This window comes from Pseudoalteromonas sp. Angola-30, assembly GCF_028599215.1.
In the GTDB taxonomy this organism is placed as follows: domain Bacteria; phylum Pseudomonadota; class Gammaproteobacteria; order Enterobacterales; family Alteromonadaceae; genus Pseudoalteromonas; species Pseudoalteromonas atlantica.
The window spans coordinates 72,849-99,373 of record NZ_JAQREI010000015.1 but is presented as its reverse complement, the minus strand read 5'-3'; the positions used below and the strand labels follow the sequence as shown (position 1 = coordinate 99,373).

Here is a 26,525-nt window from a genome sequence, read left to right as displayed (position 1 = left end):
ATATTCTTTATACAAATTTTAAATCACATTTTATTCACATAATGTTTGCAATAGAACATAAGTTTGTTTAAGTTTATATCTCTTATATAAGACATAAGAGATATAAGGGAAATAACTACAACACTCTGGCACCGCTTTTTAGCAACCCACACACTTGCTAGCGCGGTAATTTAACAGCACACACGCACAATTTGGAGAATGACATGAGAGCTAAAAAGTCCGTCTTAAGCTTGGCAGTCACGTTAGCAATGACAACGGGTTTAGCACTAAGCACGCAAGCACATGCGCAGCAAGAGCAAACTGAACAACAAGCAGAGCAAAACAATAACGACCAGTTTGAAAAAATTGTTGTTACCTCACAAAAACGAACGCAAAGCCTAAACGAAGTACCGCTTGCGGTGTCTGTGCTTAATAGCGACCAGATTGATTCGGCGTTTGCTAATAACATGGAAGGCCTGCAGTCACTTGTGCCTTCGGTGAGTTTTAGAAAAGGCACCACAACCCGTAACTCTGCGCTAACAGTGCGTGGTATTGGTACTATTTCGTTTAGTATTGCTGCTGAGCCAAGTGTGGCAACCGTAGTTGATGGCGTGGTGCTAGGTCGCTCTGGTCAAGCCTTTGCCGATTTATACGATGTATCTCGCATTGAAGTACTACGCGGCCCACAAGGTACACTATTTGGTAAAAATGCCTCGGCGGGTGTGGTAAACATAACGACAAAAGATCCTTCGTACGACACCACCGGCAGCGTAGAAACCTCGTTTTATCAAGACAACGAATACCGCTTTAAAGGCGTGGTAAGCGGCGGCTTAACCGACGACTTAGCAGCAAGCTTAACCGTGTTTAAAGGTAAGTTTGATGGCTACATTGATAACGTTTACAACAACGAAAAAGTAAACGGCTACGACCGTGAAGGCGCACGTGCTGTATTTAAATACGAGCCAAGCGATGATTTAAACGTAAAATTTATTGCCGAATTTTATAACGCCGACGACGACTGTTGTGCCGATTTAGAAGCCCTGCCAAGTGGCCGTAACCCAGATTCAGACGCAGCCCCTAACAGCAACGGTATTGTTGATGGTGTTGCCGATATTGACCTAGACCAGCGCAAAGTTGATCACGACTATGAGTCGCGCACTATTGACGAACACAGCGCGTTTTCGGTACAGGTTGATAAAACCATTGGCGACTACACATACACCTCTATTACTGCGCAGCGCTCGTGGGATAACACCGAATACCGCGAAGGCGACTTTACCTCAATAGCTGGCGACAGTAACGAACCGGTATTTGGCGCGCCCTTTCAATTACACGATTTAGGTGCTCAGCAGTGGGATCAGTTTTCGCAAGAATTTAGAGTTACTTCAAACCTAGCGGGTCCGTTTAACTATGTGGCTGGCTTATTTTACTGGAACATGGACTCGCAACGTAACTTTACCCGTGACGCGAGTTGTCAAAATAACGGTGGCCAACTAGACGCTGCAATGGCGTATTACGCACAAAATAACTTAACCGGTGCAGAGCTTGATGCCGCATTGGCGGACTTAGACGGCTACACACAAAGCTTAGGTGTAAGCTGTAATGCTAACGATATTGTATCGGCAACCGCGTACATGAGCACCGAGTTTAACAACTGGGCAGCCTTTGCCGATGGTACTTACGATTTATCTGAAGACTTACGTGTACTGTTTGGTATTCGTTATACCGACGATGAAGTGTCGTACACACACCGCCGCGTAAGCAATGACGAATTTGGCCGCACCGGTGTAGGTGTACGCTCAGCAGCACTAAATACTGACGAATCAGGCAGTGCAGAAGAAACCAACGTGTCGGGTCGTTTAGGTATGCAATACGACCTAGGTGATGGCCAAATGGTTTACGGTACTTACTCGCAAGGCTATAAAGGCCCTGGTTTTAACGTGTACTACAACTTTAATCCAGATAACGATAGCCGCGAAATATCGCCAGAAGAGTCAGACGCATACGAGTTAGGCTACAAATACGCAAGCCGCGACTTTGTATTTAACTTTGCCGTGTTTAGAACCGAAATTGAAGGATTTCAAGCCAATAACTTTGACTGTTCAGACGGTACCTGTATTACCCGTTTAACCAATGCCGGTGATGTAAGTACACAAGGTGCTGAGGTTGACTTTATGTGGGCGGCTACCGACTCACTTACTTTAACCGGTGGTATTGCGTACATTCAGGCCGAAATTGACGAGTTTAATTGTCCGGCAGAGGTAGAAGCAGGTTCATGTACTGACCGCTCTGGCTTAGATGTCCCGTTTTCGCCAGATTTAAAATACTCACTAAGTGCTGATTACTTTATTGAAACAGAGCACGACTTTAATATTCATATTAACGGCTCTTACATTTACACCGACGAGCAATACTCAGACCTACCAAACAATGTAGGCGAGTTTAACCCAGCAGCGTTACTGCCAGATTACGGTATTTTAAACGCAAGTGTGGGTTTATCGTTTAAAGATGATGCATTTAGAGTATCGCTTATTGCTAAAAACTTAACCGATGAAAGCTACGTAACCACCTACAGTGGCGACAACTTCCGTTACCAAATTCCGCGTGATGCAGAGCGCTACTTTGGCGTATCGTTTAAGGCGCGTTTTTAATTTTATAAATATATCCCTGTGAAAATTGTGCTAAGCGCAGCGTTTAACCGCTGCGCTTTTTTGTGTCTTAATTTTGTCATGGTTTAGTCATTGTTTTTTAATTAAAAGTACTCTTAGAGGTCACATCTATTTTCTATAGTGCAGCGGTTACTTATTTGAGGTTTACGCTTCAAGCAAAAAATAACCACTACACAATGGGAATAATAAAGGATGAAAATTAAAAAAGTTGCTGCGGCAGTTGGCTTAACGTTTATGTTAAGTGCTGCAAGTCATGCCGATGTATTACCACAAAGCCAAACAGATAATGACTGGTATACAAATGCCCAAACCACACTCGCTACAAAAACTGCGCTTGCACAAAGCCAGCAAACAACAAAAGCTAAAAACGTTATTTTATTTGTAGGCGATGGCATGGGTGTATCTACCCTTACCGCAGCACGTATCTTAAAAGGACAAAGAGCGGGCGATTTAGGTGAAGAAGGTTATTTAAGCTTTGAAGAGTTCCCGTACTCAGCACAAGTAAAAACATACAACGTAGATGCACAAACACCAGATTCTGCAGGCACAATGACCGCGATGATCTCAGGGGTTAAAACCGATGTAGGCGTTATTGGTGTAGACGAAGACATCGAGCGCGGTGTGTGTTCAACTGTATCGGGTAATGAGCTTTTAACAGCAACAGAACTTGCTGAAATTAAAGGCCTAGCAACCGGTGTTATTTCAACAGCGCGTATTACCCATGCAACGCCAGCGGCAACCTATGCAAAATCGGCAGACCGTAACTGGGAAGATATCTCAGACATGCCAGAAACCGAAACTGCATGTGAAGACATTGCTTCGCAATTAGTTAATTTTGAAAAAAACCTAGAAGCACGTTTTGTAGGTACCGACGTAGACGGTCTTGATTTTGTAATGGGTGGCGGACGTCGTCACTTTTTACCAAAAGATGAAGCAGCTAATTCAGCAGATGCACTTAGCGCTGTAGAAGGCGATCGTACTGATGAGCGTAACTTAGTTACTGAGTGGCAAACACAATACCCACAAGGTACTTATGTTATGGACCAAGCAGGCTTTGATGCTATTGCTGATGATGCCACTAAAGTGTTTGGCTTATTTAACGAATCGCACATGCAATACGAAGCAGACCGCGCAAACGATATTGCCGGCGAGCCATCGCTTAGCGAAATGACTAGCAAAGCAATTGATGTATTAGGTAAAAACGAAAACGGCTTTTTCTTAACCGTTGAGTCGGGCCGTATTGACCACGCACACCACGCGGGTAATGCCTACAACGCACTTAACGACACCATTGAATTTGCTAAAGCCGTGCAAGCTGCGGTAGATAATACCAACCCAGAAGAAACCCTTATTTTAGTAACCGCCGATCACAGCCACGTATTTACTATTGCTGGCTACCCTAAACGCGGTAACCCAATTTTAGGCCAAGTAGTTGCCGTAGGCGAAACCACACCAAGCCTTGCTGCCGATGATATGCCATACACCACAGTAGGCTATGCAAATGGTTTAGGGTTTAGAAACTTAGTTGATGAAACAGATGCCGATGCAGCGTATACAACTGGCCCAGTTGCTGGACGTGTAGAGCTTAGTGGTGTTGATACTACCAATGTTGGCTTTCACCAAGAAACCACTGTCCCTCTTGGCTCAGAAACTCATGCCGGTGAAGATATTTCGCTGCATGCAAAAGGCCCAGGCGCACAGCTAGCTCAAGGCGTAATTGAGCAAAACGTAGTATTTCATTTAATTAATCAAGCTCTTGAACTAACTCAGCAATAATGGCGGCTAACATGAACAAATTAACAGTACTTTCTTTAGCAGTAATGGTCGCGCTAGCAGGTTGTAGTGACGACGACAAAGACGAAAATAATATTCTCGCGGTAGATAACACCATTGCAGTAGGCTCTGAGCAATGTGTTAATGGCGGCGTAGAAACCCAAACTGGCGTAGATACAAACGGCAACGGCGTGCTAGATAGCGACGAAGTTACCTCTTCAAACTTAGTGTGTAATGCACCTGCTACGTCACTTACCAGCGAGCAACTTGCCACCCTAACGACTAACGCATGGTATGGCGATGCACAAACAAAGCTTGCGGCAACACAGCAAGCTAATAGCGAAGTGGTTACTGAATCTGGCAAAGCGAAAAACGTTATATTATTTGTTGGCGACGGCATGGGTATTTCTACCGTAACAGCTGCACGTATTTTAGCAGGCCAGCTTGAAGGCGGTTTAGGTGAAGACTACCAGTTAAGCTTTGAAAAAATGCCGTACTCAGGTTTTGTTAAAACTTACAACGTAGATGCACAAACGCCGGATTCTGCAGGCACAATGACGGCAATGGTATCAGGTGTTAAAACCGATGTGGGCGTAATTGGTGTAGATGAAGACATTGAACGCGGCGACTGTGCCACGGTAACAGGCAACGAACTAGTTACCTCGTTAGAGCTTGCTGAAATAGCAGGTAAAGCAACCGGCCTTATTTCAACCGCACGTATTACCCATGCAACACCTGCAGCAACGTATGCTAAATCGGCTGACCGTAACTGGGAAGATAACTCAGATATGCCAGAGGGCACTGAAGCCTGTGAAGATATTGCATCGCAACTTGTTAACTTTGAAGCCAACCTAGAGTCGCGTTATGCGGGTATTGATGTAGATGGCATTGATGTTGTAATGGGCGGCGGACGTCGTCACTTTTTACCAAAAGATGAAGCAGCAAATTCAGCCGATGCAGTAAGCGCAGTAGAAGGCGACCGTACTGATGGCCGCAACTTAGTAACTGAGTGGCAAACAACTTACCCAAGCGGCACTTACGTTATGGACCAAACTGGTTTTGATGCAATTAGCGACGATGCCACTAAAGTATTTGGTTTATTTAACGAATCGCACATGCAATACGAAGCCGACCGCGCAAACGATGTAGCGGGCGAGCCTTCGCTTAGCGAAATGACCGAAAAAGCAATTAACGTACTCGATAACAACGACAATGGCTTTTTCTTATCGGTAGAAGCAGGTCGTATTGACCACGCGCACCATGCGGGTAATGCCTACAATGCCCTAAACGACACAGTAGAATTTGCAAAAGCTGTGCAAGTGGCAATGGAAAACACTAACCCAGAAGAAACGCTAATAGTAGTAACTGCCGATCACAGCCACGTATTTACTATTGCAGGCTACCCTAAACGTGGTAACCCAATATTAGGTAAAGTTGTTGCCGTAGGCGAAACCGAGCCAAGCCTAGCTGCCGACGATATGCCATATACCACAGTTGGCTACACCAACGGTGGCGGCTTTAGAGATTTAGGCGATGAAACCGATGCCGATGCAGGTTATGCATTTGCACCTGTTACAGGGCGTGTAGATTTAACCGATGTTGATACAACTTCAGCGGGCTTTCACCAAGAGGCACTTGTACCACTTGGCTCAGAAACTCACGCAGGTGAAGATGTTGGCGTATACGCAATGGGCCCAGGCGCTCACTTAGTTACAGGCACTAACGAGCAAAGCTTTTTATTCCATGTAATGGACTTTGCAGCAGACTTAGTAACTACCGCTGATGAAAAAGTAACGCCATAAGTAATTTAATACGTACGCTCAGCACATAAAGTACGTATTAAAAATGAGGTATTTAAAAACAACTCGTACGCTGTGCGAGTTGTTTTTTTATGTCATAAAAATGCCACTGTAAATAGGTATGGTAATGCCTATTACAGTGACGTTTAAATAAGAGATAATTTAATGAAACTAGCATTATTTTTAATGGCAACACTTGCCAGTACCAGCACCCTAGCGCAGCAATGTAATATTGATAGCGCGCATTTAAAAGCCGACTATAAAATTACCAATACTCATAAAAACGAGCAAAACACGCAATCACTTACGCTTTGGCGAAACAACTCACAAGTTGCGCATCAGCGTGAGGTAATTACTGAGCTTTGGCAGCACTTAGCTAACAAGCAAATTCGCCCAATTCGTTATTTTAATGCTCAGCAACGTGGTATTGAGTATCAGCCATCTGAGGTACGCGGTGTACAAAGTTGGAGCGCTAAAAATCAGCTGGTGGATACGCATTTAATTGAAAAAATGACCCTAGTTAACACCCAAGGCAGCGGCTGCGATGAAGTAAAAAACTACACACTTACTGAGGGCGACAATCAATTTAAACTCGCTTTATTTACCAAATCAAACTTGGTTAAAAGCTTTAGCGTAACCAATAAAAAAAGCGATACCCATACTTTGCTAAGCCTTAACGATGTAAACAGCAATAAAGCAGAAATAACCGCACAGTTTGCCAAATGGGATCGCTTTCAAACCACCGACTACGCCGACATTGGCGATAACGAAAACGACCCGTTTTTAGCAAAAATGATCAACCTTGGTTTTATAGAGCACAGCGCAACGGGGTTTTATAATCAGCAAGGTAAAGCGATTCAAGGCGGGCACCACCACTAGGCTTTAGGGTTTTTAAATGTAGTAGCTCATAGCTGAAAGAATGATAGGCGGCTATGGGCTACAAGTAGGTATTAACAAGTAGATTAATTTAAGCCATTCCCGCCCAAGTAATACTGCAAACACCTCCCCATTTTTTAAAACATACACCATCAGCCGCATAATATTTATAGTTGGCAATAATTTAATCTATTTGATATTAATAGAAGTTCACACAATAGGGACATTTTGTGAAAGTAAGGAAATGCCCTCAGATAGAGCTGTTACGTAATCTACTGAATTAAACTTCAGTCTCCTAGGGACAAAATAAAATGTTACTCAAAGAAGTCATTACTATTAATTATAAAAGCGCCCAAAAAACGGCTCTTAAAGTTAAGTCTAATTCTCCAACCATGCTAATTGGAGAGAATGATTGTGGTAAAACCACATCACTGAATTCGATAAGGTTGTTACTAGACCAGTCTTTTTCTGCATGTATTCCAAATGATAAAACTGAGAAAAACGATCTGTCTCATACAGCTCTAACTAAAGACGAAATTAATGCTCACTTTCGCGAACTAGGTCTGCCGGAGCTATTTATACAAGATGAAGACGACCAACAACAGTTCATCGTATGTCTTGGTAAGTTTCAAGTTGAAGACTTTGACAAAGATTCTGTCGATATATCTAACCACCTAAGATGGGTACTCGAATCAGCTAAGCTTAATGATGATCAGAGTAAATACTTTTATAAAGCAAGGGTAATAAACACCACTACGGGCACCTCTGATATATATTATTCTCATGAACACCCTAGCATGGAGAGTTTAGCTGGTATTTACAGCGCCACCCAAGCCCAAATTAATTCAGCTATGACCACTCATAACCCTGAGAATAAGAACCTTATCAATGATAACGGTGAAGGGCGCCACACAATTTATGAGAAAATGCGCTCAATACTAAATACGGTTCTTTGTACGTATAAGTTTATTAAGTTTAATGATGCTGCTGGTCAGAAAAAATGGAAGCAAGACTTGCAGTCTGCTTTCCCTGAGTATGCGTATTTAAGTTGGAACGAATCACTTGAAGGGATAACTAAAGCTGCAAATGCCATCTTATCGGAATCTATCGAAGCTGAAGTTGCCCAAGCTAATAAGATTTCAGGCATGCTCCGAAAACGAGCACAAACAAAGATTAATAAAAAGCTTGAAGAGCTAGGTATTCATAATGAAGTCCCAAGCATTGAAAGTATCAGTGCCAATGTAAACTTTGAGCTAAAGAATCAGCTTACAGATTTGTTTGTAGGTAAAGATAGTTCCGAAGAGAGTGTTCATATTGAAAATCAAGGCGAAGGTATAAAACGACAAATTTGGTTTGCATTGCTTAGATTACAAGCCGAACAAGAAACAACAACAAAGAAAAGGTATGTCTGGTGTTTTGATGAACCTGAAACACATTTACACCCGAGAGCCCAAAGAGAGTTTATCAAAACTCTTAGTTTGTTAACTGAACAGCATTTTCAAATATTAGTCAGTACCCATAGTACGATTTTTGTTAATGCCTCAAAACTAGGAGACATAAATACTTTCAAAATTGAGAGTAATTATACCCAAATAGGAGCAATTTCAGAGATAAGAGACATCTTTGATACACTAGGTGTAATGAATAGTGATTTTCTATTCTTCAATAAGTTCCTTATTGTCGAAGGTAATACTGAACAAGCCTTAATTCCGTTGCTTTATCATAAATATACAGGTTGTACACTCCGCGAAAATAATATTCAGTTGATAAATTTAAAAGGTTGTACAAACGATTTTATAGCTAATGAATTGTTAGATAATCTAATTGATGGTTTTGCTAAACGAGATGACCTCTCGGTATATATCTTTGATGCCGATACAAACAAGCAACAAGATACACAAACATTTGTAGTAGGTAAGCAAGATCTAGAAGATTCTCTTCCTAGTAGTCTATGGCCACTAATTGTGCGAGAGGTTTATGGTGAAGATATTGAAATAACAGAGCAAGATGTAACAAGTATTATTGATGCTATTCCTATGGCACAACAAGGGCAAACCTTACAAGCAAATCAAAAGTTCGCACCGAAATTGCGGGATCTTATTCGTCAAAGGCTAAACGCAATAGGCTGCGCAGATAGAATTGACGAGTGGCCAAACAAAAGTTTTGATTGGGGTAAAATCATTGGTAACCATCTTGGTGCTCCTGAAATTCCAGAGCCAATTAAAAGTGCATTTGATGCTCTTGGTTAGGCTGTTCATAAATCATTTATGGATAATTCCCAATTCATCGTATTTATTTAATATGAAGCTGATGAAAGATAGTTAGTAAGTCCACTAAACTATTGGAAAAGCCTATTAAGTTTGGTAGCTACCTAATTTACTCCAAATGAGAATCATCAGGCTTTTTAGGCCTATCAGCTAGCTCTGTTAGGCCGTCTTCACAGTCGCCGCTATCGCAGGTATTTAAATCACTTTGTGCCTGCTTGTCTTGTTGTAGCACTTGTTTTAAATCTTCCATACGCTGGCGCACGGCTACGCCGTAGCTGGCGTCGTCGCCCCACAGTTCGGCGAGTTGTAGTACGGCAGCGCGGTCGTGGTCTCTAAATAGTTTTCCGGCGCGCTGGGCATCTTCTTTGTTGTTACCTAATAGCTCTAATGCATCTACCGCTAGGTTAATGGCTGAGTCGACCGTTTCGCGGTTAAAGGCATCTACTTTTAAATTAAGTAATTGATACGCGTGGCGGCGGTCGATAGCGCGGGCAACAATTTTAAGCTGCGGGTAGTTTTTATGCGCAAGCTTAATAATTTCGAGGGTTTTGTCTGCATCGTCTATTGCCACAATTAGCATTTGTGCGGTGTGCGCGCCTGCGGCTTCAAGAAGTTCTTGGCGGGCAGCATCGCCATAAAATACGGTATTGCCAAAGCGGCGTAGGAGTTCTATTTGGCTTGGGCTGTGATCAAGTACAGTAATTTCGTAGCCTTGGGCGTGTAATAAGCGCCCCATAATTTGCCCAAAGCGCCCGTAGCCTGCAATTATAACGTGTTTAGCACTGCTAATTTGCTCGGGCTTATCAAACTCGGGCGCGCTGTTACTGGTGCGTTTTTGTAGCTGCTCGTAAGCCATTAATAGCAGTGGCGCAACCAACATTGAAACAGCCACCACTAACGTCACTAGGCTTGTTTGCTCTGGCGTTAATATGCTTAATGTAGTGGTTACACTTAAAAGTACAAAAGCAAATTCGCCGCCTTGTGCCAGCGCTAGTGCAAACAGCAAACGCTGCTTTTTACTAATATTAAAGGTGATAGCAAGGGCAAATAAAATACAGGCTTTTACTACAATAAGCAGCGCAACGAGTGCAATAACGGTTGTAAATTCATCCGCTAATAATTCAAAGTTGATTGATGCGCCAACAGTGATAAAAAACAGCCCTAACAGTAGGCCTTTAAAGGGTTCTATATCGGCTTCTAGCTCGTGTCTAAACTCGCTTTCGGCAAGGACTACACCGGCTAAAAATGTACCGAGTGCCGGTGATAAGCCAATACTTTGCATTACAAGGGCAATAGCCACCACTAAAAATAGCGCAAAAATAGTAAATATTTCACGCATGTGGGTTTGAGCTATGTATCTAAATAACGGCGCCGACACATATTTACCGCCGGCAATAATAGCGGCGATAACCGCTACCGATACGCCAACTTGTTGCCATACCGGCCAGCTTGCAATAATGGAGTCGCTAATGTCTTTTGAGCTACTTTGCGGCGCAAAAGCCAGCAATGGCAGGAGCGCTAAAATAGGAATAATGGCGATGTCTTGAAACAGCAAAACCGAGAATGCATTTTGCCCGGCTTCTTGCTTTAGCCAGCCTTTTTCTTCAAGGCTTTGCAGTACAATAGCGGTTGATGACAGCGCAAGCATTAAGCCAATAGCCAAAGCGGTTTGCCAATGCATGGTAAAAGCCCAATAACAAAACGCAAAAATAGCCGCGGCGGTAAGTACGACCTGTAAGCCGCCAAGCCCTAATATTGAATGGCGAAGCTTCCATAAACGGGCTGGTTGTAGCTCAAGGCCAACCAAAAACAGCATCATCACTACGCCAAACTCGGCAAAGTGCATTACATCTGTTTGATCCCCCACAATACCCAGGGCGTAAGGGCCAATTAGTATGCCCGCAATTAAATAACCAAGTACCGAGCCAAGTCCCACTCGCTTGGCAATAGGTACAGCCACTATGGCCGCCGCTAAGTAAATTAAAGCTATTTCTAACACGCGTATATCCTAATAGTATCAAGGCTTTTAGCATGGCTTAGTGGCTTTAAAAATACAATGGGTCATGTGGCTGAAAATGGATCATTTAGTCATAATTAATCGGCTACTTTTACAGGGCCGTTAATGTTATCAATGCTTACATCGCCTGAGCCCGATTCGGTAATGGTAAGCCCCATAGCGTGGTTTACACGAATATTGCCCGAACCATCTTCAATGGTTACGCTTGCTTGCACGTGCTCAATGACTAAATCGCCAGAGTTATCGTCTACATCAACCGCACCATTAATATTATTAATGGCAATGCTGCCTGAGCCGTCTTCAACAGTTAAGGTGCCGCGCACATTACTAATACGCATATCGCCCGAGCCATCATCAACTTCGGCGTTGCCGCTAACATTATTAATATTTACGCTGCCAGAGCCATCGGTAATCGCTAAGTTACCGGTGATGTTTTCAAGGGTTATATCGCCTGAACCATCTTCAATAGTAAGGTTTTTAGCGCTGTTGATAGATAAGCTACCTGAGCCGTCTTCTATATCTATATTATTTTGCATGGCGCTTATTGCAATGTCGCCAGAGCCATCATCAATATCGAGCATTAAATTACTTGGCACGGTAACCACTAAATCAATGTGTGGCGATTGGCCGCTGTAAAAACGCATACCGCTGGCAGTATTGTTGTTTGCAACTAGGGTAGCTTGTTTGCCATTTTGCTCAAGGGTGAGTGTGTATTCGTCTTCAATGTCGGCGGTAAAAATTGTGGCATCTACACTTATGCTGGTGGCATTGGGCGAGCCTTTTATTTCAAGAGAGCCTGCACCGCTTAATACGTTTAAGTATTCTAGGTTATTACTTGGCAGTGATAACTGCTGAGTTTGTTTTACTGAGGCAACGCTTGGCGATATATGAAACACACAGCCGCTTAATAATAAAATGCCGCCAATAAGTGAAAGTGGTTTTGTAATGTTAGATACAGTTGATGAACTCATGTTTAGTCCTTTGTGTTTGTTATTTATGCATGTTTTGTATAAGCATAGTAGAGCAAAAACGAGACCAATTGTAAGCCATTGATTTTATTGGGGTGAGATGTGTTTATGAAAAGTGGATTTACTAATAAGTGGTTAAATACACTAAGAAGTAATTAAAAAAGGATGCACATGGCATCCTTTTTAAGTGTTTGCTTTTAGGTTATTTATTAAAAGCTGTAAGTAATATTACCGTATAGGAAACGCCCGTCTAATCCGTACGGTGCATATGGCGTGTACGGAAATATTTGGCCAAAGTCAGAGTAACCAATGTTATCTACCGTTGCTTGTGGGTACTGATCGAACAAGTTGTTTGCACCTACTGCAAATTTCCAGTATTCGTCTGGACGGTAGGCTACTTCTAGGTCGGTGATCCATTTAGGGTCTATGTACTCATCGCGATCGGCGGTAGTTGAAATATCAGCCACTTCACCGTAGCGCGTTGCACGAAGGGTGGTTTGCCATTCGTTAAAGTTCCACACTGCTGATAGGTTCCATTTGCTATCTGGCGTGCCTTCTTCAAAGCGGCCTACTTCGCGGCGCGCAAATACCACGTAGTCATCGCCTAGTGAGTTTAACTCGCTTGGGTTGTCATCTACATGTGTTACTTCGGTATCGTTAAAGTTAGCCGCTACGTTTAAACGTAAGTCACCTAAATCGCTTAAATCTAAGTTGTAGGTAGCAACAATATCAACACCTTGCGTGCGCGAGTCGATAGCGTTAGTAAAGTAACGTACGCTTTCTGTGTTTAGCTCGCCGGCATTTTGCAGTATTTCTACTACAGCATCGCCCTCTAGGTTTTCAGACAATACAATACGGTCATCAATATCAATGCGGTAGGCATCTACAGTTAGGCTAAAGCTGCCTTGTGTGTACATAAAGCCTGCCGTTACGTTGACTGATTCTTCGGCATCTAGTTGTTCAGCACCAAGTGCCTGCGCTGCCGCTGAATCGGTAGGGAATAAACCTACTTCAAACGGTTGGTTGTTCTCAAGTACGGTAGAGATTTGGCGGTACGAGCTTTGCGCAAGTGATGGCGCACGGAAACCTGTGCTAATTGCACCACGCAATGATAGGTTTTCGTTAATGCTGTAACGCGACGCAAGCTTTGATGTAAACGTATCGCCAAAGTCGGTGTAATCTTCGTAGCGACCCGCTAAAACAAGGTTCCAGTCTTCTGTTAGGTAAGTATCAAACTCAACAAATACGGCTACGTTATGGCGGCTTTCGTCGGTTACGCTTTCTGGGCCAAAACCAGCTAATACTTGTGCGCCACCGGCAGCAATTGGATTGCCATCGCTATCTAAAGCGGTAATGTAAGAGGCTTCTTCGCCTTGCTCAATTTTGTAGCTTTCGTGGCGGTACTCTGCACCTACAGTAAAAAATACGTCATCTGGCAAGCCAAAATCTAGCACTGTATTTGCCGTAGCATTTACTAAAAACTGATCGTAAACCAATGCACCGTTGTCAAATTCGGTTGGGCTGTCGGCACCTAGAGATGTATTTATACTATTTACAACCCCAAAGCCAAAGTCGTTGCGGCCGTAGTTGGTACTTACATCCCATGTCCATTCGCCAGCTTCGCCTTGCAGGCCTAGGGCAAATGAGTAATCTTGTACGTCGGTTTCAATTTGCGGTAAAAAGCCATCCGGATACACTTCTAAAACGTTGCGGCTGTCTTTTGCACGGCGGTAAAAACCACCTGAGTTACCTTCGCGTTTTGAGTAGCTACCAAACGAGTACAGGTTATAGCCGTTATCAAAGTCGTAACCCATGTTGTAAAACAGTGCGTAGTCTTCAAGCTCTGCTTTACCAAAGCGGTGGTTGTAACGGTCGATGGTAAATTCGCGTGGGTCTAGGCTGCCATCTTCTAAGCGGTCGTATTGCTCGCGCGGGTCAAAGCCTGAGCGCTGCGTAGAGTCGTTATCACGATACTCAATTGATACGTTCACAAAGCCGTTATCTAAAAGCTCAAAACCAGAGTTTGCGCTAATTGTACGACTTGCGCCGTCGTTTACTTCGCGGTCGGCACCGGTATTAAAGGCAAGGTTGCCATCGGCATCTGCGTAGGTGCTTTCTAGCTGAGGTACGCCAGCCATTTGGGTGTCGTACTCGCCGTAGGTTACGCTTACGCTGCCCCCTTCTGAGGCATCTTTAAGTACAATGTTAATTACACCGGCAATGGCGTCTGAGCCGTATTGCGCTGCTGCGCCATCACGTAGTACTTCTACGCGTTTAATGGCTGAAGTTGGGATCATGTTTAAGTCAACAGCGGTAGAACCACGGCCAACAACACCCGCTAAGTTTAATAGCGCGCCAGCGTGGCGGCGTTTGCCATTAATAAGCACTAGGGTGTGATCGGGTGCTAAACCACGTAATACAGCCGGTTTAGCGTGGTCTGTACCATCACCCATGGTGGCGCTTGGGTAGTTAAAGCTAGGTACTTGGTTGGCCAGTATTTGGCTAATTTCTAGTTGACCCGTGCTTTGCATATCACCGCTGGTAATAATATCTACAGGTACGGTACTTTCGGCAATACTGCGCAGGCTTCTGCGGGTACCGGTAACCGAAATCACTTCAATACTTTCTTGTGCTTGAGTGTCTTGTTCTGCAGCAAATGCAGGAGAATAAGACGCGCCAAGCGCAGAGGTAACGGCCAGGCTAAGTGCTACTTTTTTGGCTGATAATTGCTTTAACATGATGTTGATTCCCTTAAGGGCTGCTGACTATTGATTTTTCAAAGGAGCGCATAATATAGAAGGCACTACCTGTGTGCAAAGATAAAAACTGTCTAAGTTATTCTAAGTTGTTAACAACTAAAATGACAGTTTACGCCCGCTATAGACGTTTAGATCGCTCGAGTTGCAATCTTGTGTCGAATGGTTGCGAATTCAAGGGGAGTGTGAGTAAAAGTTATTAAAAAGTAAAAAGGCCACGCGAGTGCTTGGCCTTTATTTATTTTATAAATTACGCAAAAAATTATTCAGGTGCTACTTCTAACGTCGTGAATAAAGCATAACGACCGGCATCTACGCCTTCTTCGTTTACTTTAACTTTGTTAGAGGTTTCGATTAGGTATAGGCCTGGCTCTTTCCAGGTTGTGCTAAACATGCCGTTTTTATCGGTTGTTACTTTTATTTCCCCACGTTCGTTACGGTAGCGTGTATCGCCTTTTAAAATGCTTACTTCAATGCCTTCGCCCGCTGGCTTGCCATCTTGTAGTAACTGAAAACGCGCTTGCTCGCCAACAAATAAATCGTTTGGATGCGTTGGGCCGCTAAGCTCAAGGCCTAAGCCAAGTTGTGCAGGCTTAGAAGTACCGTTACGGCTTACAAATGTATCTACTGTAGATATAACTTTAGTTGTGGTTACATCTTTTGCATTGCTTGGTAATTTAGCTTCTGACTTTTTACCAAATACGCGCTGGCGCTTACCTTCTTCGTTTTTGTAGAAGGTCATGTACATTGGCTTTTGCGTCATGGCAATGTGGTAAGTACCTTCTTCTTTTAGGCTTACCGCCGCTGAGCTTTTACGCTTTAGGTAATAAGCACGAATGGTCTCAGATACTTCTTCGCCGTTTGGTGCAAGGGCCATAAGTAGTGTGTCGTCGTACTCTGCGCCTTTTTCTTTTGGCTTAAAGGCTTTGTCGGGTGCAAATATTTCGTTAGAAATACTCGCGTCAATCATTACGTAGTGCGCTTTGTCGCCAGATAATGACGTGTGCGAAGGTAATAACCAGCGCCCATGTGCACTTGCCGATGTAGATACCAGCGCCGATAAGCTAAGTGCGCCAATTAAAGCCGTTTTTAATAAATTAATTTTCATTGTATTTCCTTAAATTCAAATGATTAAGTAGCAGCTACTTAGTGCTTACGGTTACAAAACTTGTCGAAAATTCTTTTTTACCTTCAATGGTCACTTTGCCAGCTTGCGATAAATCAAGCTCTACGCGGCTGTAATCACGGCCGCCTTCTTCGCGCACAACCTCAATGTTTAAAAGGTATTTGCCAGGCTTTACGGCATTGCCGTCTAAATCTTTACCTTGCCAATCAATGGTGTAAGTACCTGCACGCTTAGTTGCACCACTTATGCCGTCAAAGTTAATGCCGGTTTTACCTGCTTTACGCCACCATTGGCGCAAATCTTTAAACCATTCTGCTTTTTGAACCCATAGCGCAAGCGTCGTTACGTGTTTACGCTTTGGCGTTTCTAGCCAAACAGCTACGTATGGGCGATGGTAAGGTTGTACATCAAGATCGGGTAGAGTTAATTCAATCTCTAGCTGCGGCGTTTGTGCCTGCGCAGTTGTTTGAAATAATGCGGCAACCATTAATAGTGCTGCACTTAGTACCGTACTTACTTTTAACATTAAGACACTCCTTTAATTTGTGGCACCCAACATAAATAAATAACCAAAGGCGTTGCTATGCCTAAAACGGTTATCCATATTCCTGCTAAGCGTTTTTTTCTGTTTTGAAATAAAATAATCATCCCGGTGATTGAAAAAATAATCATCAATACCGCTGAAATATCAATAACCCAGCTCCACACGGCGCCACTGTGGCGGCCTTTGTGTAAATCGCCAATCAGGCTTAAAAAGCCACCGGTTTGGTAATCTAGGTTTAGCTCACCGGTTGTAAAATCAAGCTCTGCGTAAGCAAAACCTGCCGGTAGTGGGTAGTCGAGCATAACCAGCGCGTCTTCTTTTTCCCACTCAATGCTTTTAACTTTAGTGAGCGCGTATTGCTCGGCAAAAAACGCTTCTATGTCTGGGTAGAGGGTGGGTAATGTATCTAGTTGAGTATTCGCTTTAGCCATTAACGCTTGAGGAATAGTGGTGCTTACTTGGCCGTTGTTTTTGTCGTTTTTAAGCCAATCAACATGGTTAAGTACAATGCCGCTAACGCAAAATAAAATAAGCAAAAAAAACAAAGCTGTAGAAATATAAATATGGAGCGCACGGCTTGTGCTGTACAAAGCCCGCTTATTAATAAACGCCATAAAAACAGTAATTAAATTAAATTTAGAACATGATAATCATTTGCATTAACTATTACAAATTTACTTACTTAACTTTACATTAAATTTTTGGCTAAACGGTGTGTGCATGCAAAAAAGGGCGGTTATTTAGCGCTTGGTGGGTGCGAGGGCCTTAAAATTAGGTAAATCATAACGGCTATTTCAATTACGCCAACAAGGTAAATAACCCAAACAGGGGCGTTTGAGTAAAGCAAAAATACAAAACCAATAAGCATACCAATCGCGGCGTAGCATTTTGCTTTTACAGGCACTACTTTATGCGCTTGCCATTGTTGTAAGGTAACGCCGTAACGAGGGTGGTTAAGTAGCCAGTGTTCAAGCGCTGGTGATGAGCGAGTAAAGCAGGTAAGCGCAAGAATAAAAAAAATGGTGGTAGGCATAACCGGCAGCACAATACCAATAATGCCAAGAGCCACTAATAATAACCCAAGTGCTTTAAGCCATAAGTTTTTATAACAAATAAATACTGCTTTTATATTCACTTAGGCTCTTTTAAGTAATGGCTGTTAGTTAGGATTGTAGGCCAAATAGTTATAAAATCGAACCCTATAAACGCAAAAAAGGGCAAACTAAGTTTGCCCTTTTAACATACTAAATATGTGTTACTTATTTAGAAGTAGTAACCTACGTTGATGTTAAAGCGACGTTCTGTGTCGCCATCACCTGCAACAGAGCCACCAATAAATGGCTGGTTACGTGCTTGAATAAAGTCAAAGTAAGTAAATAATGCACCGGCCGATACGCTCATGCCTGTTACGTTCATCCACGTATCTGGGCTGTCGTCAGACTTGTCGTAAATAATGCCGTAATCGTTGTAAAATTGAACGCCTGTTACTGGGCCCCAATCAAGCGATAGGTCGTAAGCTACGTTAAAGTTGGTCATGGTTGCTTCGCTTGATACGGTATCGTAGTAATCAAACGCGCCAACTACAAAGCGGTTGCTGTTGTCGTCTAGGTCGTAGTCGTACTCGCCGTGCTGAAATTGAATATTCCAGTTATTAATTTGGCTATTTACATGAAACGCCCATGCGCCGTAGTTACCTGCACGGTCGTTACCGTCGTGCAAACCACCGCTTAGTAGTGATACGCCAATATCGGTTTTAGCGTTTTCACTGTGCTCAATTTGATACACTGTACGGCCAGCAAAAGTATTGTACTCACCAAGGCGCGAACCTGGTGCGTCGTAGGTGCCTTCGGTTGTTGCACGGCTACCAACAATATCGTAAGAGTAACGTTCGTTAACTTCTGAGCTGCCATCAACGCCGCCTACTTCATCATTTTTGAAAAAGCCGAGGTCTAGTTTCCAGTTGTCTTTAAGTTTACGGTTTACTGTCACACCTAAATCAAAGTCATCTTCTAGGCCAACGTAGTAGTTGGTGCTAAAAAAGTAGCTGTGTGAGTTGTATGGGCCGTTACCAAACGGTACAGGTGCAATACCGGCTTGCGCTTCCCAGCCATCTGTAAATTCGTAACCTAAGTATGCATACTTAACAATGGTCATGTAATCGTAAAAACGAAAATCACCATTTACAGAAATATCGCTAATTTCACCCGATAAGTTAAGGCGAAATACTTCAAAGTCTAAATCGCCGCCACGGTCTTGCGTGTCTTCATCGTAGGTGTTTGTGCTGTAGTTAAAACGTACGGCACCGCCAATTTTAATGCCTTCATCTTCTTGTTCAGGCGCAGCTGCGGCAACAACAACTTCTTTGTTGTCGGCCTTTTTACTGATCTCGGCAACTTGTTGTTCGTGTTGCTTGTTGATTTGGCTTTGCTTTGATTTTTCATCAGCAAGCTGCTGTTCAAGCAACTGCATTTGTTGCTTAAGCTGCTTTAATTGGCTTTGTAGTGTGTCGAGATCGGCTGCATGAGCAGTGCTTGCTGCACCGCCAAGCATTAGTGCTAGCGTTAATTTTGAGAGTTTAGTCATTGTTGATGCTCAGGTTTTGATTAAAAAATAAAAAAATTCAAGGTGCCCAAAGGCCCCTTACGAATGATGTAAGAACTAATTTAAATTTATTTTTTATTTTTTTTATTTATTTGGTGTTTGAGTTAACGCGCCTACCTCTAACAGAGGTGATGCGTCTAACTTATCAGCATCCATCATTGCTGCAACGCGTTGCATAGATGAAAGCAATAAACTTTGCTCCCACTCTGCAAGTGCAGAAAACTTTTCAATAAAGTGTTCTTGCAGTGGCTGAGGTGCTTTTTCTAGTAACTCTTTCCCTTGCTCGGTGAGGTATAAGCTCACTCGGCGTTTATCCATTTGACTACGAACGCGTGTTACAAGGTTTCTGCTTTCTATTCTATCAAGAATATTAGTTACAGTAGCCGGGCTTAAGTTAACATTCTGAGCGATACGGCTTGCTGTTATTCCATCGGTGTGCGCTACTTCTTGCATTATAAGCAATTGTGGGCCTGTTAAACCTGATGTTTTATTTAGCTGCTTAGAATGTAAGTCAATCGCGCGGATTACTTTACGTAAAGAAACTAATAATTCGTCATATTTTTGCATTTGCTTATCTCGTCGATGGGCCAAAGGTGTGCCGTAATCGCGAAATGTTACACATCAAATAAATTGAATTCAAATAATAAATTAAGCTTGAGCCCATGTTTATTGGTTTTTATTAGTTTGAGCAGAAACTAAAATAGTATAATTTTGTTTAAAACTTATTAAATGTTATTAGCATATTGTTTGCATTGTGGTGCGCACACTACGTATGTTGTGAATAATTGGCAAGTCTTATGGTTTAGACTTTAGTATTATACCCACCTGCATTAATACCTTAATAAATTTAACATGCGTTTGCCTAAGCTTAGCCGCGGTTTTACTGCCTTAAAGCATGGCCATTATTTATACGCATTAGTGTTATTTATAACAGCTGTTATTAATTGGTAATTGTTTGTAAGTTAGCTGTGTATGTATTAATCGCCAATGAACAAATTATGCACGCAATGTTTAGTGAGTATAGCGTATACTTTGCACATGCATTATTGTTTATATGCACATGTTAAAAATCTTTAATATCAGCATTGTAGGGAAAAACATGAAATTATCGCCATCAGTTAGCATTGAACAAAGCGAAACCGGCCTAGAGTTTATAAAAGTTGCGAGCTCAAAGTGTGATGCAAAAATATTTTTGCAAGGCGGGCAAATTACCGAGTTCATCCCAAAAAATAACAAGCCACTTATTTGGGTCTCTAAAAATGAGACGTGTGAAGAAGGGGTGAGCATTCGCGGTGGTATTCCTATTTGTTGGCCTTGGTTTGGTAATCATGAAAATCAAGATTGGCCAGCGCATGGCTTTGCACGTACCAGTTTATGGCAAGCTGATGCTGTGCATGAAGATGATGAGCACATTACAATTAGCTTAAACTTACCCATGAAATTAGTTAACCCAACGTATTGGCCGCACCAATCGGCGTTAAAGGTTGAGTTTGTTTTGAGCGAGCAATTACAGGTGCGTTTAACAACCACTAATTTAAGTAATAGCCCTTTTAGTTATACGCAGGCTTTGCACAGCTATTTTCCTACCTCAGATATAAAACACACCCATGTAGAAGGTTTACAAGGCGCGCAATACATTGAGTTTGGCGAAGGGCCGTTTGCGCAAAATGCCCCAGTGGAGTTTACCCGCGAAACCGATATGGTTTATACCCAGGCCGCTAAGCAGCAACACATTCACACCCCTGATGGGATTATTAATGTAAGCCGCGAGAACTCAAGCTCGTGTGTGCTGTGGAACCCATGGATAGAAAAATCTAAGCGTTTATCTAATTTTGCTGACGATGAATACCTGAGCATGGTGTGTTTAGAAGCCGCCAATGTGTTAGAAGATAGCGTGACACTTGAGCCTAAACAAAGCCATACGTTAGTTACAACAATCAGCTGGGCTAACAGTCAGTAAATAGGAAAGGTACTTAAAATCGTGTTTGATAATCAGCAAGTAATGGATTTACCAAAGCATAGCGAAATACAGCTCAACCCCTTGGCCGATAAAGCGTTACTGCACGTGCAACTTAATTGGCTGGCGTTTTACATTCCTTTTTGCGCGGTACTGTTTGCTGTTTGTTACTTTAACGAAGCGTTTGCTAACAAAGCACAAACCTACTTGCTGATAGGCGTGCCTATTTTAATATTGATTTCAATGCTTTATAACGCCCTGAGTATTAAGCTGCAGGGCTTTGCACTGCGCAATCACGATATTGCGTTTAAAAAAGGGGTTATTTGGCAGCAAATAACTATTTTGCCCCTCGCGCGCGTACAGCATATGGAAATTCACCAAGGCCCCATTGAGCGAAAACTAAAGTTAGCCAGTTTAAAGTTATTTAGTGCCGGCGGGGTCAGTGCTGATTTACAAATAAGTGGCTTAACCCACGAGCAGTGCAAAAACATACGCCAATTTGTACAAAATTATCGCCAAGACGGCACACCCGCGCAGGTTGAATTAGCAAATGAGTAATACCATTAGCGAGGAGCAAAGTAGCTCACTACATTGGCAAAAAGTATCGCCTTGGGCGGTGTTGTATTTTGTGGTGTATTTTAGTGTGCGCTTTGTAAAAGACGGGCTTTTAAACCTGCTGCCTATGCTTGTGGTGTTTGTAACACAAGTAGAAAACAAGCTGTTTTGGGCGCAAGTTGCAGGTGCTATTGCGTTAGTGACACTGCTAATATATTCAATTTTATATTACATAAATTTTAAGTTTTGCATTAGCAACGATCACGAAATTTTGCTTAACAAAGGGGTGTTTAAAAAAGAGCGCCTAACGCTAAAATTTTCGCGCGTGCAAAACGTTAATATTGCTGAGCCCTTTTATTTTACGCCCGTTAATTTGGTTAATTGTATTTTTGATGCCGCAGGCAGCGTAACCCAAGAGGCGGTATTGCCAGGTGTTACCAAAGCCTATGCACAGCAAATGCGTAAACAAATTTTTGCCTTTAAAGCGCAGCAGCAACCCGACGAGCAAACACCCTCCAGCGAGCATTTTGAAGCAGAAAATAGCTTACGTATCAGTAATAAAGAAATCGCTAAATTTGGCTTAATGTCTAATATGGCTATATTAGCAATGGCCGCTATTGCGCCTTTTATAAATGTGTTGGTTGATTTTTTAGAGCAGCAAATTATTGCTAAGGTAGAGGGGTTTTATCAGCAAGAGCTTGGTTTACTGGCAAGTGCTGCAACCTTTGCCATGATAACGCTTATTGCTTTGCTTGTTTTAACGGCTGTGATGTTGTCGGTAGGTATGTCGCTTATTCGTTTTTATAACTTTGAGCTTTACTTTAAAGGCCAAAAATTTAAACGTATTGCCGGCTTATTAGAGCGCCATCAGTTGTCTATGAGCATGGATAAAGTGCAATCTATAGTTATAAAACAAAACCTAATGGGGCGGTTACTAAAGCGTTTTACCGTTGAGTGCTTACAAGCTAGTAGCGGGGGTATAGCGGCGGGCGTGGCTGCTAAAAAAAATAAACAAACCTTAGTGTTACCCGTTTTAAATAGCGAGCAAGTAGATAGCGTTTGCCAATGGATTTACCCGTGGTTTAATAGCAAAAAATTGCAGTTTAACGGCGCAGAACGTGCCTTACTTTATAAAAACTTGAGCTTTTATGCCTTAATTCCAAGCGCTATTGTGCTGTTAGGTTGTTATTTAGGCGACTTTAATGCCTGGCTTAGCTTGGGAGTATTACTTATTTTAGCGGGATTAGTAACGCTTGCTTATCAGCGTTATGGCTATTATTTGCATGAAGACAACGGCCGTTTTTACATGGTGGTACGCAAAGGTATGATAGGGGTGCATTATCGTGTGTTTGAACTGTATAAAGCGCAAAGTGCACGCAGTATTAGTACCTACTTTATGCGCCGCGCAGGGCTTAAAAGCCTGTATATACAACTTGCATCAGGGTTTGCCTTTATGCCCTATATAAAGCAGCAAGATGCTGATTACATAATTGATTTTACTCTTTATCAGGCAGAGTCAACGCAGCGTAACTGGATGTAATTATACCAATCGACTTACATACTTAGCCTTTTTAGGTTGCCAAATAAAGCGTTAACGGCGTTATTAATCTTTCATGTAAAACAAGGCATTGCTTAATTTAAAAGCTTATAAATTATACACTTTCATAAGCTTTGTTACATTTTTTTACTGCAACATTAGTTGGTTTAATAATACTCTAAGTGGTATCAATCATTTAAAGGATTATTATGAAAAAATCACTCATCGCTGCCTCTTTGTTATTAGCCACACCTACCTTAGCTGCTGATTGGCAAACTATTTATACCGAGCACTTTAATGTGCATTACAGCACCGAAAACGCCGATTATGCTAAATCGACAGCGGTCGAACTTGAAATAGTACGCAGGAAAGTGCTTGAGCAGCAAAACCGAGCGCTCGATAAAGTAGTTGATGTGGTGGTGTTTGATCCCCTAAATGCGCCCAACGGCTTTGCTTTACCTACTTCTAATAATCCTTTAATGGCCCTTTTTACCACGCCCCCACAATCAGATACGGTGGTTTCTAACATTAGTGGCTGGCAGCAATTACTGATATTACACGAATATATTCACTTAGTGCATTTAGCGCAGCCCACACGCAACACGTGGCAGCAAAAAATACGGGGTGTGTGGGATATTTACGACTTAACTTACAGTGATATGCCGCGCTGGGTAGCCGAAGGTTATGCAACCTTACTTGAGTCAAAAATGACGGGCCGAGGGCGATTATTTGATAACTACACTGAGTCAATGCTCATTGAGTTTGCCCAGCAGGGGGCATTGCCTAGCTATAGCCAGCTAAGCGATACAGAGGGCGGTTTTATGGCTGGCTCTATGGCGTATTTAATGGGCAGCCGGTTTTTAAATTGGCTAGAGCAAACTTATTCAGCGCAAATGCTCGATGCTGTTTGGACACGTATGCAGGCAGTTAAAAAGCGTGATTTTAACGAGGCCTTTACTGGGATATTTGGCCAAAGTGCGGCTAAGTTATATGGCCGCTTTATTGCACAATATACTTATAAAGCGATGGCAAAAGAGCAGTCAGAGCCTGCGCTTAACAGCGAGCTGTGGTTAAAGCTTAACTTATATGCAAGCAACCCTGCGCTTTCAAAAGATGGCAGTAAACTTGCGATTGTTGAGCGCGATAAAGATAAAAAAACCAAGCTTATTATTTATAGCACGCAGGATAATACTAAAGCTGAAGATGAATTTACAAAAGCACAAAAAGCGCTATTAGAAAACGATGCATTGGATATACCCGATAACGCCCCGAGTGTATTTAAACGTGAGAAAAAGCACGTATTAAATCAAATAAACAGAGCGGGAATTGCTAATCCACAATGGGTAAATAACAGTACACTTTACTTTAATGCTTATACACGTGAAGAGACGGGTATTTATAACAAAGTGTCTGATATTTTTAGTTATAACACCGAAACCGGAAAAGTTGAGCAGTTAACTAAACTTGCTGGCTTACGCCGCTTTAGTGTTACAAACAATGGAGAAACCCTTTACGCCGAGCAAGTACGTGGTGGCTACTCAGAATTAGTAAAAGTAGACTTAACAACGCAAACCATTACCCCTTTATTTACTAAAAGCTTAAAAACAGCTTACGACTACCCAACTTTTAGCCCTGATGAAACCCAATTAGCTTATGTATCAGCCAATTTAAATGAGAATTGGCAATTGTATATACAAGATGTTGCCAATAATACTCGCCAAGCCGTGCCTATGCCAAACGGGTACCAATACCTAAGCCAACCCAGCTTTAGTAAAAACGGAGAAAAAATTTACTTTGTAGCCGGCTTAAAAGGCTCAACCGATATTTATAGCTACCATATTACAAGTAGCACATTAACTAAACTTACTCAGGGCCAAGAAGCCGTTGCCCACCCGCTAGAAACAAACGAAGGGGCATTACTTTATTTATCTATTACTGCTGATGGGCCTAATGTAAAGCAACTACCGAGTACGGTAGAGGGTGAAATAGTCACTGATTTAGCACTTGATAATAGCGCGCCATTGCTTTTGGTTGATCAGTACACTTTGCCTAAAGCAAAAATATATAGCGAAAATGTAGGTAAACAAAGCAGCTACGATGTGCTTGATCAGCGTGCGAGCCTAGCGCTTGGCGCACAGTATTACTCGGCCGCTTCAAGTGCTTTAAATATAAATATTAAAAGTAGTGACTTACTTAAACAGTTAGACCTTCAAGCGGGCTATAGTGTTGATCTAAATGATGATGCTTTGCATGGCGGATACGCCCAAGCAAAATATAATGCACTGCCAGTTAAGCTTAAATTGAGTGTATTTGATTATGATTTAAATACCGCAAAACAATACCAAGCGAGCGAAAATGCAGAAGTATCTGCACGAGGTGGTTTTGCAGCCTTAAGTTACCCGATTAAATACGCGGCGTTTAGCATAACGCCAGAGCTGGCTTATAACTATACCGATTATAAGCAAGACTATAATAAATGGGCACGCATAGGCATTACACAAAGCTGGCAGTACGACCGCCAAGCATTTGCTATAGGGCAAAGTGTTAATGCCCAGTATTACGATGGCAGCAGTAAAAAAAATAATTGGGATGGCTACGATTTAGCGGCCAAAGTATTTGGTAAAGCGTTTGATGTGCCGCTTTATATTAATTTTACTCAAAAGCAGCGCGATGATAGCAGCTTAGCGCTAGGCGGATTTAGCTCAAACCTAATTAGCGAGCACCAAAATAGTGAGTTTGTGCTTTCATCAGAGCTGCCATTTTATAGCACAACTGCTGAGCGCTACATGGGTTATGGCGGTGGTTTTAGCTTTAAAGAAGGCATGCCATGGCTTTATTACAAACAGCACCAGGTAGATGATGCGGTATACGCACAAAGTTATGGTTTAAAATATCAAGGCAATTTTAGCTTTGGATTAGGCCCAGTCGGTGTGAACGATTTAACCTTTAATATGGGATTATCCCGCGTAGAGGGCGATAGCTTTGAGGATGAAATGCGCGGCTGGTTGAGCTTTTACTACTCGCTTTAAGTAAATTGCTATAACACGCTAATGCACTTGTGTAATAAGTGCATTAGCAAAAGCCGCGTTTAAACTAATTTA

Annotated in this window: 18 protein-coding genes; 9 read left to right on the top strand and 9 right to left on the bottom strand. The window is 42.4% G+C overall.

Translation table 11 applies throughout. The annotated features are described in order from the left end of the window. Nucleotides 1-203: 203 nt before the first annotated feature. The 5 genes from PSH54_RS16315 (at nucleotide 204) to PSH54_RS16295 (ending at nucleotide 9,345) form a co-directional block, all read left to right on the top strand. Nucleotides 204-2,630, top strand: a complete 2,427-nt coding sequence (locus tag PSH54_RS16315; protein WP_054983875.1) for a TonB-dependent receptor — start codon at nucleotides 204-206, stop codon at nucleotides 2,628-2,630. Nucleotides 2,631-2,840: 210 nt separating this feature from the next. Further along, nucleotides 2,841-4,424 (top strand): alkaline phosphatase, encoded by a 1,584-nt coding sequence (locus tag PSH54_RS16310; RefSeq protein ID WP_054983876.1) that lies wholly within the window; start codon nucleotides 2,841-2,843, stop codon nucleotides 4,422-4,424. A gap of 11 nt (nucleotides 4,425-4,435) precedes the next feature. After that, a complete protein-coding gene (locus tag PSH54_RS16305; protein ID WP_024034005.1) occupies nucleotides 4,436-6,223 on the top strand; it encodes an alkaline phosphatase in 1,788 nt (595 codons plus the stop codon). 162 nt (nucleotides 6,224-6,385) lie between these two features. Then, nucleotides 6,386-7,099, top strand: coding sequence for a hypothetical protein (locus PSH54_RS16300; RefSeq protein ID WP_273606607.1), 714 nt, complete (start codon nucleotides 6,386-6,388; stop codon nucleotides 7,097-7,099). 308 nt (nucleotides 7,100-7,407) lie between these two features. After that, on the top strand, nucleotides 7,408-9,345 hold the full coding sequence (locus PSH54_RS16295) for an AAA family ATPase (RefSeq protein WP_154945985.1): 1,938 nt from the start codon (nucleotides 7,408-7,410) through the stop codon (nucleotides 9,343-9,345). A gap of 127 nt (nucleotides 9,346-9,472) precedes the next feature. Here PSH54_RS16295 and PSH54_RS16290 read toward each other — a convergent pair whose 3' ends face one another. The 9 genes from PSH54_RS16290 to PSH54_RS16250 form a co-directional block, all read right to left on the bottom strand. Next, complete coding sequence (locus PSH54_RS16290; RefSeq protein WP_273606606.1) at nucleotides 9,473-11,362, bottom strand: monovalent cation:proton antiporter-2 (CPA2) family protein; 1,890 nt, start codon at nucleotides 11,360-11,362, stop codon at nucleotides 9,473-9,475. A 95-nt stretch (nucleotides 11,363-11,457) separates the two neighbouring features. Next, complete coding sequence (locus PSH54_RS16285) at nucleotides 11,458-12,351, bottom strand: DUF4097 family beta strand repeat-containing protein (RefSeq protein ID WP_273606605.1); 894 nt, start codon at nucleotides 12,349-12,351, stop codon at nucleotides 11,458-11,460. Between the two features lie 206 nt (nucleotides 12,352-12,557). Beyond that, the gene (locus PSH54_RS16280; RefSeq protein WP_443197779.1) at nucleotides 12,558-15,086 is read right to left on the bottom strand and encodes a TonB-dependent receptor plug domain-containing protein; all 2,529 of its coding nucleotides are present in this window, start codon (nucleotides 15,084-15,086) and stop codon (nucleotides 12,558-12,560) included. Nucleotides 15,087-15,366: 280 nt separating this feature from the next. Continuing rightward, complete coding sequence (locus PSH54_RS16275) at nucleotides 15,367-16,212, bottom strand: DUF4198 domain-containing protein (protein WP_004586016.1); 846 nt, start codon at nucleotides 16,210-16,212, stop codon at nucleotides 15,367-15,369. 34 nt (nucleotides 16,213-16,246) lie between these two features. Continuing rightward, a complete protein-coding gene (locus tag PSH54_RS16270) occupies nucleotides 16,247-16,756 on the bottom strand; it encodes a DUF2271 domain-containing protein (RefSeq protein ID WP_273606604.1) in 510 nt (169 codons plus the stop codon). Next, complete coding sequence (locus PSH54_RS16265) at nucleotides 16,756-17,388, bottom strand: PepSY-associated TM helix domain-containing protein (protein ID WP_273606603.1); 633 nt, start codon at nucleotides 17,386-17,388, stop codon at nucleotides 16,756-16,758. Before PSH54_RS16265 ends, PSH54_RS16270 begins: the two co-directional genes overlap by 1 nt. A 122-nt stretch (nucleotides 17,389-17,510) precedes the next feature. After that, nucleotides 17,511-17,909 carry a YbaN family protein gene (locus PSH54_RS16260; protein ID WP_024033997.1) on the bottom strand — a complete coding sequence of 133 codons (399 nt, stop codon included), beginning with the start codon at nucleotides 17,907-17,909 and terminating at the stop codon, nucleotides 17,511-17,513. A gap of 128 nt (nucleotides 17,910-18,037) precedes the next feature. Continuing rightward, complete coding sequence (locus PSH54_RS16255) at nucleotides 18,038-19,357, bottom strand: hypothetical protein (RefSeq protein WP_024033996.1); 1,320 nt, start codon at nucleotides 19,355-19,357, stop codon at nucleotides 18,038-18,040. Between the two features lie 102 nt (nucleotides 19,358-19,459). Next, nucleotides 19,460-19,942 carry a MarR family winged helix-turn-helix transcriptional regulator gene (locus PSH54_RS16250; RefSeq protein ID WP_004586011.1) on the bottom strand — a complete coding sequence of 161 codons (483 nt, stop codon included), beginning with the start codon at nucleotides 19,940-19,942 and terminating at the stop codon, nucleotides 19,460-19,462. Nucleotides 19,943-20,474: 532 nt separating this feature from the next. Here PSH54_RS16250 and PSH54_RS16245 point away from each other — a divergent pair. From PSH54_RS16245 to PSH54_RS16230, 4 genes are all read left to right on the top strand, one after another. Further along, nucleotides 20,475-21,335, top strand: coding sequence for a D-hexose-6-phosphate mutarotase (locus PSH54_RS16245; protein WP_273606602.1), 861 nt, complete (start codon nucleotides 20,475-20,477; stop codon nucleotides 21,333-21,335). Between the two features lie 21 nt (nucleotides 21,336-21,356). Beyond that, nucleotides 21,357-21,890 (top strand): PH domain-containing protein, encoded by a 534-nt coding sequence (locus PSH54_RS16240; RefSeq protein WP_055255437.1) that lies wholly within the window; start codon nucleotides 21,357-21,359, stop codon nucleotides 21,888-21,890. Beyond that, complete coding sequence (locus PSH54_RS16235; RefSeq protein ID WP_273606601.1) at nucleotides 21,883-23,427, top strand: PH domain-containing protein; 1,545 nt, start codon at nucleotides 21,883-21,885, stop codon at nucleotides 23,425-23,427. The genes PSH54_RS16240 and PSH54_RS16235 overlap by 8 nt, the downstream gene beginning before the upstream one ends. A 206-nt stretch (nucleotides 23,428-23,633) precedes the next feature. Next, a complete protein-coding gene (locus PSH54_RS16230; RefSeq protein WP_273606600.1) occupies nucleotides 23,634-26,453 on the top strand; it encodes a TolB family protein in 2,820 nt (939 codons plus the stop codon). Nucleotides 26,454-26,525: the final 72 nt, after the last annotated feature.